Here is a 13,189-nt window from a genome sequence, read left to right on the forward strand (position 1 = left end):
ACACTCGCCTCTTCGGAGAGGTCATCACTATAAAACGATAAAAGCGCCTAATGTCTGATGACTTAGGCGCTTTTTGTTTTTATGACTGGCTTGTGCCGGAGTTATTGATAGAAAAGCTCGGCTTTTGCTCCGACTAAATCAAGCTCAGAGCCTTGAAAGTCCACCAGATATTCAGCGACAAGGTTGTACCCAACCCAATACCCCATGTATTTCGGCCAGCGGCTTTCATCACTGCCAAGAAAGTAAGCGTCGAAGTTGTAATCTAAGCTGGTCAGCTTGTCTTTCATCTCAGCATAGAAAGGACGCCAATCTTGATCTTTGATTTGCTCAAACAAGCTCGGAGTGATGCCTCCATTCACCTTACGTTCGAAATGACAAGCTAAACCTTCCATAATCAGCACATCACCAAGCGCAACGCCATTCTCTCCCGATCGCATACGGAACAGGTGATGCAACTCATGCGCTAGCACCGCAGCCAGTTCTTTCTCAATAACGTTTTTAATATCTGCACGTTGAGTATCAAGCAGAATCTCTACACGATAGGCGCTTAAGCAATAGCCACCAATCCCCGTCTGCGGTACATCATTGCGATCAAACGGGCTAACGGTCAGGTCGATGTTACTGAGATCAAAGTAACTAGAAAGTTGTGAGCTCAGATCATCAAGTTTCTGATGCAAATACTCAGCGAGTGGAGACAACTCTCCCGTCGCATTTAGCAGGGTTACGCGATAGCTCATTTATCTTCCTTGATAATGTGGGTTAAGAGCTGCGAGTTTACAGTGTAAAGAGTGAGCAGTTCTAGCGATTACATCCCTTTGAACAAACTTTGAGATGCACGGCTCACGGGGAGCTTGTTTTCCCCAACATGCACAAACATTCTTCCGGCAAAGTCTTTGTTTACTTTGCTAATTTTACACACTTGCACCACGCTTGATCGGTGCACTTGCCAGAACTGTTCTGGATTAAGCTGCCCTAACAACTCTTTCAACGATGTGCGAATCAAATACTCCTGCACTTTGCCTTGCCCTTGTTGGGCATACACAGAAACGTATTTTTCTTCCGCTTTGAAATACAGCACATCAGACGTGGCAATCAGATGGATATCTTCCCCTTGCGTCGCTTTAATCCACTGAAGATATTGCGGCGTTTGTGGAGCGGATAATTGCTGTAACTGTTCTAACAAGCTGCTCATCTGCACATTGCTACTTTCTTGCTCTCGCTTAGCAAGGCGTGCTTTCACTCTTTCACACGTCGTCAGGAGACGCTCATCCGAGATAGGCTTGAGCAAATAATCGGCGGCATTTTGTTCAAAGGCTTTGATGGCGTAATCATCGTACGCGGTGACAAACACAATCAAAGGTGGATTGGCGAGTTGATTGAGTTTTTGCGCTAGTGTCATGCCATCCAAAACTGGCATACGAATATCGAGAAACGCAATGTCAGGTTGGTTGTGCTCAATGGCTTGCAATGCTTGTTCACCATTCGCAACTTTGGCAATTACCTCTAGCTCAGGCCACACTTCAGCTAGGCTTTTATCTAGATGACGCCTCAATAACGGTTCATCATCAGCAATAATCGCAGTAAACCCAGTATTCATTTATATCTTTCCCTAATCACGATTCAATTGGCCAACTCAAGCGAATACAAACGCCACCTTGAGCAGACTCACTAATGGAGACCTCTCCCTTACCTAAAAACAAAGCTTCAACTCGCTGCTTGAGATTACTTAAACCCACGCCTGAACCCATGTGCCCACTAACGTGATTCAAGCCAACACCTGTGTCTCTGATTTCAATCTTCAAGTTCTGCTGTTCGCGCTTAATGAGCAAGCTGACTTCACCACCTTCTCGCTTCGGCTCAATACCATGGATGATGGCGTTTTCGATTAAGGGTTGTAGCATCATCGGCGGTAACTCGGTTCTGCCTAACCCCTCTTCCACCTCAACCTTGTAACTGAGTCGATCACCCAAACGAGTTTGTTGAATACCTAAGTAAGCCTCAATTAACGCCGTTTCATTGTCTATGGTGGTGTGCTCTTCGCGTGAGCTTTTAAGCGTTGCACGGAGTAACGCGGTTAACTGTTCTAGCATCAGCTTGGCTTTATCGACATCTTGCGACATGAGCGCACTGATATTTGCCAAGGTATTGAATAAAAAATGCGGTTCAATCTGGCTTTGCATCTGCTTAAGCTGACTCAGCAACAGCGCACGATCTTGCTCTGCTTTCTCGCGTTTGATGGCTTCCAACTCTCGCTGAGCGATCGCATGTTGCTCGCGTGAATAGAAATAGAAAAAGCACATGGCACTGAATAACAACCCCATGAGACCAACCGACAGCATACTTGAGATACCGAAGTATTCCCCAAGCCAAAGCTGGGCGTTCACCACACCAAACAATAGGCAAGCCGTCAGCGAGATAGCCACTTCCGCCAAACGAGGAATGGTAGGAAATAGGCGGTCGACAAGCCATGAGAAGAAGATAGCCGAATAGCCAAATCCAAAGCTAACCGCCACATGAATGTAGAATGGACCGCCCCAAACCGAGAGCGTCATTGCTGCAATAAAGAGACAAAATGCCGTGGTCACTAATAAGCTACGCGGCCATCCACTTTTCACCACTGATTTTGCTGAACACATTTAGAATTTCCCTTTGATATTAAATACAATCATATACTTATCATTGATTTGTGCGTAAGCAGATTGGTCGTCTCCGGTTAAAAAGCGTGCGGCAACTTCCACTTCTACACTTTGATCGCCAGTATCAATCCATTGGTAGTTAAGCCACTGGGTGACAATCACACCACCATCTTGTGGCGACAACATCACATCCAACGTAGGGGTTACATCACTTAGCCAGCCCATATCCGCTTTACCGTTCCATGCCGCCCACGCTTCTACATCCCAACTCCAGTGCAGCATTACGTTATGCTGAACGATATTGGCATGCTGAAACCCTTGGGCGTAGCTTGTTGCAAGCAGAGACGTTTGGGGATTAAGGGGTTGAGAGAGTAGCTCACCACGTTCTATTGCTTGTTGCCATTCGCTTTTCGACCATGCACGGCTGTCGTACCAATATTCAGCAATCACGTTGTGTCCGGCTTGGTTTGCCCAGTTCAATCCAATTAAGGCTTGGAATGCGCTGCCCTGGTCCTCAACCGAAACGGGTTGGTAAAGATCATCCTGCTGAAACTGATACCCAACACTTTGCTTTTGCCACAGCATGGAACCGTGCATGGCGATGGATTCATCCCACACCGCAATGGCACTGGCTCCGAGTAAACCTCGGCGCACATCATCGTAATAACCAATAAGTTGATACTCGGTGTCCCCCACCAGCGCGTATCGACGAATACCAACACCTTGCTGCTCTGCGGCTTGATCAAGAGCACTCTGGTCTTGTTGCCCCCAGCTTGAATCCGTTGCAATCACCGTCCACTCGCCTGCCATATCGTAGTGTGAGAGTGAAAACACACCCGCCCCCTCTTCTGCGACTAAGCCAACCGGGTTTTGTCGATAAGGCTTAAACAGATCCAAAGGTCGGTAGCCATAACCCACGCCCCAATCCACGCGTAACTTACCCAAACTCACATCAAGAGTGGTATCACCGACTTGCCACTCCCCTAGCCAAGCCAGCTCTCTAATCAGCAATTGGTTATCAGCTTCACTCCACCAATCACTCTTTCCTTGTTGATTGAGGTACAAACCTTGGCTATACAGAGCGAACAAACCACTGAAGTTCTGATAATTCACCTGCACATCCAACAGTGCATTAAGTGAATCACGAGAACTGCCCTGCGCCTGCATAAATGCGCTATCACGCTGCTTGGTAGTTTCGTAACTGACAGCCCAATCCCACTCAAAACTCAGTTCATCATTGGCAAAAACTGGGGCTGCAACGCCCACACACAATGACGCAGCAATCAACAGACTGGTGCTTTTGTTAAGGTTAAGCTGGTGCGGTTTCATGTGACTTCCTTGCTCGTTTTAATCGCTCTGTTTACGGAGTTGAAGCTAAAGCTGAGTCGTGTTGGCTTTAGACAAATAGCTTGGATTGTAGAACTTATTGTCCAGTTGCCAAGGCACGATTTCTTGGTACTCGATAACGGTTTTTTTGCTCGGCTGAATGCTATCAAGCAAGGTCATCTCACTGACGTAGTCTTCGCCGTTGTCGGTTGCACGTCCGTATTGCGCTTGCTTGGCGAGTTTGCCAGAGCGCAAGTAAAGATCAGCTTTGATTGGAAACGCATCTTGCTCAGACAACCACAAGTCGATCTTCTGATAACTCGCCCCTTTGGTTTTCGCGGTTAAGGCAAGGTGATAAGCCGCAACACTTTCTCCATTCACCGAAACAGTTTCTGTCGCTTTCCATTCACCTTGATAATCTTGGCTCCACGTCAGGGTTGAGATGTCGCCGATAGACGCTTCACCAAGCAGCTTTTGCATCGGCGTAATACGAATCGGACGGCGACTCTTTGGCATTTGCAGCCAGTAGTTGTCGCCCATCATCAGCATCTTTTGCCCGGCTTCAACCGCAGATTTGAACACCACCAGTGATTCACGATTTGGGCGCGTGTACACGTGATAGAGGCGAGTTTTATCTAACTCTTGGTCTTGATATAAGCGCACCAGTGACACCACTTTGGAGGAATCATCGTGCAAGCGGTAACTGTCCGCTTTTTCAATCAATTGCGCAACTTGCAGTGCATCTAGCGCAGTTTCATTCGCACTGGCATTCATGCTTGCGATGCCGCTTACCGTCAGCAGTGCAATTGGTAATAGTGATTTGAAATTAAACATAAATCAGTGCCTCCGTAATTGGCTTGTTCACTCCTTTGCGCGCCGAGAAAAACGCCGCAATCAAACAAATCATCAATACTGCAAATCCTGCGACAGCCACCAGCTCCCAAGAGAAGTAAATCGTCAATGGGTAACCTTCTGTGCGTCCTGGTGGTGGCGGCATTTGCACATCCACGACCATCAGTAAAATGGTAACTAATGCAGTAAACAAAGCGCCGATTAAGCTGCCAATCACCGCTAGTAACCCCGCTTCGCGCAAGAACCCAGCAATGATTTCGCGAGGGTAGCTACCAAGTGCTGACAAGGTGCCGATTTCACGTGTACGCTCGGTGACCGACATGGTCATGGTGTTGAACAGCGCAACAAAGACCACCAACGCCATTACTGCGCCCATGATGCCGAAGATACGGTCGTACAAATCTTTCACTTTGAGGTAGAAGAACGCACGTTCTTGCCAAGGCGTAATCTCAATATCTTGGTCACCAAAGTTCTGCTTTTGCTTACTCAGAACCGAAGCCACTTGTTGCTCGACTTGGTTAGTTAAACTGGTATCGAACAGAAAGACAGATAACGCGCTGACTTTGTCTGAACCGAGCAGCGATTGCGCACTGTTGATGTGCACGTAAAGCTGGCGTTTATCAAGCTCAGGTACGCCGGTTGAGTAGATGCCACGTACTTTGAAGTCATACGCGTTCAATGCACCGTCGGTCGTGGTTGCCAGCAAGGTAATCCAATCACCAACATGCACGCTTAGGTTGTTCGCCAAATCAACACCGAGCATCACTTCTGGTTCTGCTGGGTCATAACGCGATGCATGAATGTTGGACAGCGTCTGCCCTTCGCGCACATCCAAAAACGGTCCCTTCATATCGAATTCGCGCTCGTTGACGCCAATGCCGATAAAGATCGAGGACTTGTTGCCGTTGGAAATCAAACCGCTGAATTCAACTCGCGGCTGCACGCCTCGCACTTCGTTTAAGCCAATCAATTGCTTGGTGATGTCGTCGGCGTGAGTTAAACCGTTACTCAGTGGCATCTCTTCTTCTTTAGCGAAATAACCTGGCGTGGTTAACGTCAGATGCCCCGTGTCACGTGCTGTCGATTCTTTCAAACTGTCGTAGGTGTACAGACCAAAACCACCCGCACTGGTTAACGCAAACACCGCAATGGCAATGATCAGCATCGACAATAAACTGCGACGGCGATTACGTTGCAGGTTCAACCAAGCAAGGCGAACCGAAACTGGAATTAGCTTGCCCATGAAACCTCCTCCACACTTGCGTGCGTTTGGGTAATTTTGCCATCCACCAATTCAATGGTGCGATCACAACGGGATGCCATACGAGGGTCGTGTGTGGCGACGATAAAAGTGGTACCAAGCTCGTGTCCGAGCCCTTTCATAATGTCGATGACCTTGTTGGCAGTTTGGCTATCAAGGCTTGCGGTTGGCTCATCAGCAATCACCAACGCTGGTTTATGTACTAACGCACGAGCAATTGCCACGCGTTGTTGCTGACCGCCTGATAGGTTGTCTGGCATGTGATGAATAAACTCGCCCAAGCCAACGTGTTCTAGCATTTGTGTGGCGAACTCGGTTTGCTCTGCTTTTGAAAAGCCATTGAGATGAAGCGGATACGCCACGTTCTCCAACGCTGTCATCACGGGGACAAGATTGAATTTTTGAAATACAAAGCCAAGCTTTTCACGGCGCATTTTCGCAGCCTGCATTTGTCCAGTTGGGTATGGGCTGCCTGCAAATGTCACCTGACCTTGGTATTGAGTATCCAGCATGCCAAGCACGTTAAGTAAGGTGCTTTTGCCTGAGCCAGACGGCCCGCACAATGCCACCATTTCGCCGGCAAACACTTCACCAGACACGTCTCGCAATGCACGTACGGTTTGGCTGCCAAGGGCGTAATCGCGACTCAGTTGATTAAAAACGATCATGACGCCTCCCTAATACTTGGCTAGCAGCGCTTTCGCGGTTTGCGTTTCTAAATTGCTGTCACCCAACTGCTCCATTTGCGCTAACCATGTTTTGGCTTGTTGAACGTCTTCAGCGCGCAGTGCCGCTTCAATGGCGTAGCGATAAATCCAAGACGTTGCCGCAAAAGGTTGCTGACTAAAACTCGGTTCATCGAGCAGAGAAAGGTACAGCTCGTAGCCGCGCTCAAAGTGATTGAACATGTCTGGCAGAGAGGTAAAGGTAGTGGCTGCCATGGCGGTGGCTAATTGGTATTCCGGTAAGCCTTGTAAGCGTTGTTGCTCTTGCAGTGGTACTGGCTGATTCGCCATTAGATCCAAACCTTTTTGGATAGTGGCAAGACCGCGCTCGGTGAACTTCATCTTGTTCCAAGGCATAAACGCCTCGCGACCTTGCAACGTTTCAGCACTACCTAAATACACCAAGGTCACCGGCGTTGCGCCCTGCTCTTCGAGTTGTTTGGATAATTCGCCGTAAACGGTATCAACTAAGCCAGAGTCACCCTGCGCTGCTTGGTTGAATTGACTGAGTGTGCGCTCGCTTGGATTAGCCAGAGCCAAATTGCTGCTGAGTGCAAATGCGGCGATAAATGTACTTGCCAGTTTAAGAGCTTTGATTGAGCGAGATTGAGAAACCATCATGTACTGTCCTTAGTTGAACGTGATTTGATGGTTTCAGATTAAGGGAGAAGATCGCACGCTGCTTTTGCATGCGACCAATGGCAGTTATATGGAGTGAATGGTATTGAGAGAGGATGAATGGTTTCGCTCCTCTGAAGCCTGCAAAATCGCTTCGACCATTAAGGTCAGCGCTTTAGGCTGATAATTACGCTGACGATAAACCAAATAGGCTTCGCGATCCCCGCGGCTATAGGATGGTGCGACACGCACGAGATTCAATTCAGGCTTAACGTGGCGTAATGGGATCGACGCAATTCCCAAACCGTTTTCCACCGCTTTTATCACCGCAGTTATGTCATTGACCACTAAGCGCGGCTTGCAGTTGAGCATGTCCACCAGCTTGTCTTGCTGATAGATAGGCACTTGTGTGGTGTGTGTGCTGGCTACCCAGTCTTGCTTGGCTAAATCTTGTAAGGTTTCAATATTACCGCCCGCTTGCGCTAGGTATTCAGGGCTAACAAAGAAAGCGTGCTCTACTTTAAACAACGGGCGCGCGATCATATCGTCCAAACCATCCAAATCGAACGTCACCACCAGATCGCGATCGGTTTCTGGAATCGAATTCACTTGGCTAAGCAGAAGATCAATGGTCACTTTTGGGTAGGTTTTGATGTAATCCTCAACCACCTTGTCGACCAAGTCATTGTAGAAGCGGCTTGGCATCACCAATCGAATTCGCCCTTCGACTTGTTGGCTTTGTTGGTTGAGCTGCAAAATGCCAGATTCAATCTGCGCCATCGCACTGCTGAGTTGATCAAACGCCTGTAAGCCTGTCTCGGTTGCCACCAACTCACGTCCCTTCTTCTCCAGTAATCTCAGCCCTAGACGTGCTTCCAGCGCCGATAAACGACGAGACATGGTAGAGACCGGCAGTTCGAGCTTTTTCGCTGCCGCGAGTAGAGAGCCTTGCTCAACCACTGAGCAAAACAGGTACAAATCATCAACGTTTCCAAATATGGAATTCATACTTCTTCCATTGGTTATTTTTTCCAATTTTAGATGAGTATAACCTAGCCCACGTAGAAAAGAGACCCGAATATGCCGTGAACGCGGCGCGTAATAACGAATGAATACTAGGTACAGACGTGAAAGAAAATTTTTATAAATACGCGATATACACTGTTTTTTCAGCGGCAGCTTTGTTCTCCGCTTTTTTAGTCACCTCAGACAATGTTTCCCCTTTCACCACCCAAGCGACACTGCATCGTAATGTCGCAACCATTGCGCCGGAGGTATCTGGCGTGATCACAGATGTGATGGTGAATAACGGTGAATTGGTTGAAAAAGGTCAGCCACTTTTTGCTATCGATGCCAGCAGTTACCAATTGAAAGTGGCACAAGCGAAAGCCGAACTGCGCCAAGCACGTGAATCAGATTCCGCGAAATGGCAACAATTGGCAGCAGCGAAACAAACCCAAAGTCAACGCGAATTCGAATACCATAACGCGAAGCAAAAACTGACGCGTAACCAGAAACTACGCAACAAAGGGTTGGCAACTGAACAAGAACTTGATGACGCGATCACCAATACACAAGTCGCCAGCAGCGCGGTTGAAGCGGCGAACGCAGAAGTGAAACGCATTGAGGCAGAGCTTTCTACTCAAGACCGCACAGCGGCTATTGAATTGGCAGAAACAAAACTTGCCAGTGCAGAGCTGGATTTAAGCCACACCCAAATCGTGGCGCAAACCGAAGGCGTAGTAACGAACTTGCAACTGCAATCAGGCAGCTACATTACACAAGGCACAGCGTCATTGATGCTGGTGGACGAAGCCCATGCGTGGATCAGTGCTGACTTCAACGAAAAAGGTATTGATAAGCTAACTAATGGTCGCGAAGTGTTGGTGTCCTTCGATGCACTACCGGGCAAAGTGTTTACTGGTGAAGTCAGCAGCCAAGAGCGTGCGATTTACGATACCAACAATGCTAATGGACAGCTTTCTAGCGTGACCAATGATACTCGTTGGATCCGTGAACAACAGAAAGTGCGCACCCGCATTACAGTTAACGAGCTGGATCCTTCGATGATTTCTGGTTCACGAGCGAGTGTGATCGTTGAAAGCGGCAATCCTGTTATGGATGTCATTGGCTCGGCTTGGATTCACTTGGTGGCGATGTTCCGCTACATCTACTAGGAGGTGAACCATGTGGACCTTCGAAAAACTGTTTCAAAGTCTCTCTGAGCGCAATGAAGCACTGCGTGTTGCCCTTACTGTGACGACTTGTATGGTGCTGGGCAAACTTCTGAATCTTGATTCTCCAGTTTATCTGGCGCTGTACCCAACCATCATCATGACCAAGAACAAAGACTATTCTTGGCTTGGTCTGCTTCGCACCTTGCTGCCTACGTTATTAGCAGCAAGCGCAGCATTGGTGGTGACCGAAGTGTTTTCACAGCATCCATTTGTGGTATGGACCATTAGTTTGTTCTTCTTCGATTTTATGCGCCGCAGAGCGACCACACCGCCGAAGAAAGGTCAGATGCTCATGCCAACCTTCAACTGGATTCTGATTGTGGTATTTGCTCAGCACACCACCATGGACATGCCAATGCGCATTCATGAAATCTTGCTGTCGATGCTAATTACCGTGGTCATCGCGAAAATCATGGTAGCTCTGTTCCCTGTTGAACGTGGCGGCAAACCACCCGCATTTGAAGAAGAGCCAATCACGTTTGAGAACCGAGCTATTTCACTCGTGCTGATTGGGCTTGGTGTGGCGTTCTTGATGATTGTCGACATCATCTCAGCAACGTTTTGTTTGGTGCCAGTGATTGCCGCCGCAACACAAACCACACACAAAAGCTTTATCGACGTGGTTGACCGCCGTTTTCAAACTCAAGTGGGTGGCTGCGCATTAGCCGTAGTGTTCACCTTACTGATGGCAGGACATCAATCCACGTTCGGTTACTACACCATCGTATTGGGTCTACTTGCCTTTATGATTACCGCATCAATGGCAAAAGCAAAAGGCCCAGCCAAAGATGTCCATACCGATGCGTTATTGGCGACCATGTTGCCGATTCAACTCTACATGACCAGTAACGAGTTAGGCTTGGAAAGCACCTTCCTTCGAGCTTGGGAGCTCACCGTGACTTTGTTTGTGCTTTGGGCGCTATACCATTTCACGCATAAAGCAGAAAAATCCCAAGCGTAATCACGCCATCGCCTTAAGTGCACAATACTTAAGGCGAATCTGCCCATTTCATTGCGCTGTCTGTACCAATTTCCATTTCAACCTTATAAAAAGTGTGGCGTAAAACCTCAGCCTGGTGTATTTATCCATCCCACGACTTTCCAAGTCAGCTTACCCATAACAGGCAGCGTCGCACACTCCTCTCTTTGCACACCCTTGCGTAGTGTCTGTTATTTCCAAATTGGATTCTTAGCATCGGAATAGTTTGAGCTCGCTGAGTTCTGGTTGTTTTCGCCCCGCTTGGGGCGTTTTTAGGTTGTAGAAGATGAACAAGCGTTTCTTCCCTAGGATTGATTTGCCACTTTTGATGGCGATCATTCCGATCATGCTATTGAGTTCGCTCACTCTATGGAGTGCCAGTGGATTCAATGAAGCTATGCTATATAAACACCTCGCTCGATGCGGTTTGACTCTGGTGTGTATTTTGGTGATGTCGTCGATTCCTGCGTCCAGTTATCAACGCTCAGCACCATATTTATATGTCATTGCCGTTTCTCTTTTGGCTGCCGTTGCCTTGTTTGGTGATAGTACTAATGGGTCACAGCGCTGGCTCGATATTGGCTTCTTTCGTTTTCAGCCCTCTGAGCTAATTAAGCTTTCGATCCCTATTATGATTGCATGGATGCTACATATTGAAGGTGGACGTCCAGACTTTAGAAAAATCGCCTTCTGTCTGTTGATCACTTTTATTCCTGCAGGATTGATCGCGTTACAACCAGATCTAGATGGGGCTATCTTCACCGTCATTTACACGCTATTCGTTCTGTTTTTTGCAGGCATGAGCTGGAAGATAATTGGTGGATTTTTAGTGAGCGTCCTTACACTAGCTCCAATACTCTGGTTCTTTGTCATGGAGTCGTATCAAAAAAGCCGTGTCACCCAGTTCCTAGATCCTGAGTCGGACCCTCTGGGTTCAGGCTACCAAATAATTCAATCATTGATTGCGATTGGGTCTGGCGGCATGAAGGGCAAAGGGTGGATGAATGCGACTCAAGGCACGCTAGGCTTTATTCCAGAAAGCCATACCGACTTTATTTTTTCGACCTATGCAGAAGAATGGGGCTTTATTGGCTGTGTGGTGTTGTTGGGATTGTACTTGTTCATTACCGCGCGTGTAATGCTGCTGGCGTGCCAATCTGAGCACTTTTTCAGTCGTTTAGTGAGCGGTGCATTGGCGATGAGCTTCTTCCTTTACGCCTTCATCAACACAGGCATGGTAAGTGGCTTATTGCCGGTTATGGGGAGCCCACTACCGTTCTTTAGCTACGGTGGTACGGCGATGCTAACCCAAGGTATCTGTTTTGGCGTGATCATGTCACTGTGTTATTCCAAGTACCGAAACACCTAAACGCTAGTCACAATAAAACAGGCAAACTATACGATCAAAAAAGGCTTCCCTCGGGAAGCCTTTTTTACAACTGGAAAACCGAATTATAGTTCGCCGTTGTGGTATACCTGTTGAACGTCGTCACAGTCGTCTAGAAGATCTAGGAACTTCTGGAATTTCTCTGCATCTTCACCCGCAACTGGCGTGTGAGTTTGAGGAACAAATGTGATTTCTTCAACGTCGATCGTTAGATCTGGGAATGCACCGTTAAGCGCAGTTTTTGTTTTGAAGAACTCAGTATGAGGTGCGAATACAGTGATAACACCGTCTTCTAGCTCAACGTCAGTAACGTCCACGTCTTCCATCATTAGCGTTTCTAGGATGATTTCATCATCTTCGCCTTTGAATTGGAATACCGCTTGGTGATCGAACATGTGAGAAACAGAACCTTCAACACCAATTTTCGCACCCACTTTAACAAAGCATTGGCGAACGTCTTGGAATGTACGGTTACCGTTGTCTGTTAGACAGTCTACGATCACGCTTGTGCCGCCAGGGCCAAAGCCTTCGTAACGCGCTGGTGTGTAGTCTTCACCACCGCCGCCGTTCGCTTTGTCGATCGCTTTATCGATAACGTGTGCAGGAACTTGGTCTTTTTTCGCTTTTGCGATCAGGTGCTTCAGAGACAAGTTCATGTCTGGATCACCACCACCGTTTTTCGCGCACATGTAAATTTCTTTACCGTATTTGGAATAAACTTTAATTTTTGCGCCTGCAGTTTTCGCCATAGAGGCTTTGCGCACTTCAAAACTTCTTCCCATCGGGATGTCTCTCTAAATTCAAATTTAATGCGAAGGATTTTAGCAAAGAGTGAAGAATTTTACCTTTTCACCCTGCAAAGAAATGGGGAGAATACCTCATTCGCCGCTGTGATTTGCACCATAGCCACGTTCCGCTCTACGCGACACCCATCACTCGTTTGTACTTATCGACTGCCTGTTGAAAAAACACTTTCTCATCAGCATCGTTAATCTTAGACAGCTGTTCTTCTATTACCTCAGGACCAGATTTCGCCTCTTTAAGCTTCCAAACTAAAAACGACGCTTGCTTATCAAGTTCGATTTTGTTTTTCTCGTCAGGCGGCAATAGGGATAGATTGAACGACATGTACAGCCTCAAGGTACTTAAATACTAGCCGCGCACTATA

14 protein-coding genes are annotated in these 13,189 nt (G+C 47.6%); 3 read left to right on the top strand and 11 right to left on the bottom strand.

Going from position 1 to position 13,189, the window contains the following annotated elements; all coding sequences use genetic code 11:
* Positions 1-101: 101 nt before the first annotated feature.
* From B853_RS17585 to B853_RS17625, 9 genes are all read right to left on the bottom strand, one after another.
* Positions 102-737, bottom strand: coding sequence for a DUF2268 domain-containing putative Zn-dependent protease (locus B853_RS17585; RefSeq protein WP_038883347.1), 636 nt, complete (start codon positions 735-737; stop codon positions 102-104).
* Between the two features lie 68 nt (positions 738-805).
* A complete protein-coding gene (locus B853_RS17590) occupies positions 806-1,597 on the bottom strand; it encodes a LytR/AlgR family response regulator transcription factor (RefSeq protein WP_038883349.1) in 792 nt (263 codons plus the stop codon).
* Between the two features lie 16 nt (positions 1,598-1,613).
* Positions 1,614-2,636 carry a sensor histidine kinase gene (locus tag B853_RS17595; RefSeq protein ID WP_038883351.1) on the bottom strand — a complete coding sequence of 341 codons (1,023 nt, stop codon included), beginning with the start codon at positions 2,634-2,636 and terminating at the stop codon, positions 1,614-1,616.
* Positions 2,637-3,965 (bottom strand): hypothetical protein, encoded by a 1,329-nt coding sequence (locus B853_RS17600; protein WP_038883355.1) that lies wholly within the window; start codon positions 3,963-3,965, stop codon positions 2,637-2,639.
* 45 nt (positions 3,966-4,010) lie between these two features.
* Positions 4,011-4,796, bottom strand: a complete 786-nt coding sequence (locus tag B853_RS17605; protein ID WP_038883357.1) for an outer membrane lipoprotein-sorting protein — start codon at positions 4,794-4,796, stop codon at positions 4,011-4,013.
* A complete protein-coding gene (locus B853_RS17610) occupies positions 4,789-6,057 on the bottom strand; it encodes an ABC transporter permease (RefSeq protein WP_020197809.1) in 1,269 nt (422 codons plus the stop codon). Before B853_RS17610 ends, B853_RS17605 begins: the two co-directional genes overlap by 8 nt.
* Positions 6,045-6,743, bottom strand: a complete 699-nt coding sequence (locus B853_RS17615) for an ABC transporter ATP-binding protein (RefSeq protein WP_038883359.1) — start codon at positions 6,741-6,743, stop codon at positions 6,045-6,047. The genes B853_RS17610 and B853_RS17615 overlap by 13 nt, the downstream gene beginning before the upstream one ends.
* Before the next feature lie 9 nt (positions 6,744-6,752).
* Positions 6,753-7,421, bottom strand: coding sequence for a hypothetical protein (locus tag B853_RS17620; RefSeq protein ID WP_017189795.1), 669 nt, complete (start codon positions 7,419-7,421; stop codon positions 6,753-6,755).
* Positions 7,422-7,505: 84 nt separating this feature from the next.
* Entirely contained in the window at positions 7,506-8,426 is a 921-nt protein-coding gene (locus tag B853_RS17625; RefSeq protein ID WP_038883360.1) for a LysR family transcriptional regulator, read from the bottom strand.
* 119 nt (positions 8,427-8,545) lie between these two features.
* Here B853_RS17625 and B853_RS17630 point away from each other — a divergent pair, with 119 nt between their 5' ends.
* The 3 genes from B853_RS17630 (at position 8,546) to rodA (ending at position 12,003) form a co-directional block, all read left to right on the top strand.
* A complete protein-coding gene (locus tag B853_RS17630) occupies positions 8,546-9,595 on the top strand; it encodes an HlyD family secretion protein (protein WP_038883362.1) in 1,050 nt (349 codons plus the stop codon).
* A 10-nt stretch (positions 9,596-9,605) separates the two neighbouring features.
* The gene (locus tag B853_RS17635; protein WP_038883363.1) at positions 9,606-10,616 is read left to right on the top strand and encodes a DUF2955 domain-containing protein; all 1,011 of its coding nucleotides are present in this window, start codon (positions 9,606-9,608) and stop codon (positions 10,614-10,616) included.
* Positions 10,617-10,920: 304 nt separating this feature from the next.
* Positions 10,921-12,003, top strand: coding sequence for a rod shape-determining protein RodA (rodA, locus tag B853_RS17640; RefSeq protein WP_010453683.1), 1,083 nt, complete (start codon positions 10,921-10,923; stop codon positions 12,001-12,003).
* Positions 12,004-12,086: 83 nt separating this feature from the next.
* Here rodA and B853_RS17645 read toward each other — a convergent pair whose 3' ends face one another.
* Both B853_RS17645 and B853_RS17650 read right to left on the bottom strand, forming a co-directional pair.
* Positions 12,087-12,803, bottom strand: a complete 717-nt coding sequence (locus B853_RS17645; RefSeq protein WP_005428886.1) for a YebC/PmpR family DNA-binding transcriptional regulator — start codon at positions 12,801-12,803, stop codon at positions 12,087-12,089.
* Between the two features lie 136 nt (positions 12,804-12,939).
* The gene (locus B853_RS17650) at positions 12,940-13,149 is read right to left on the bottom strand and encodes a DUF3283 family protein (RefSeq protein ID WP_005428896.1); all 210 of its coding nucleotides are present in this window, start codon (positions 13,147-13,149) and stop codon (positions 12,940-12,942) included.
* Positions 13,150-13,189: the final 40 nt, after the last annotated feature.

The organism is Vibrio rotiferianus CAIM 577 = LMG 21460 (genome assembly GCF_002741985.1).
In the GTDB taxonomy this organism is placed as follows: Bacteria; Pseudomonadota; Gammaproteobacteria; order Enterobacterales; family Vibrionaceae; genus Vibrio; species Vibrio rotiferianus.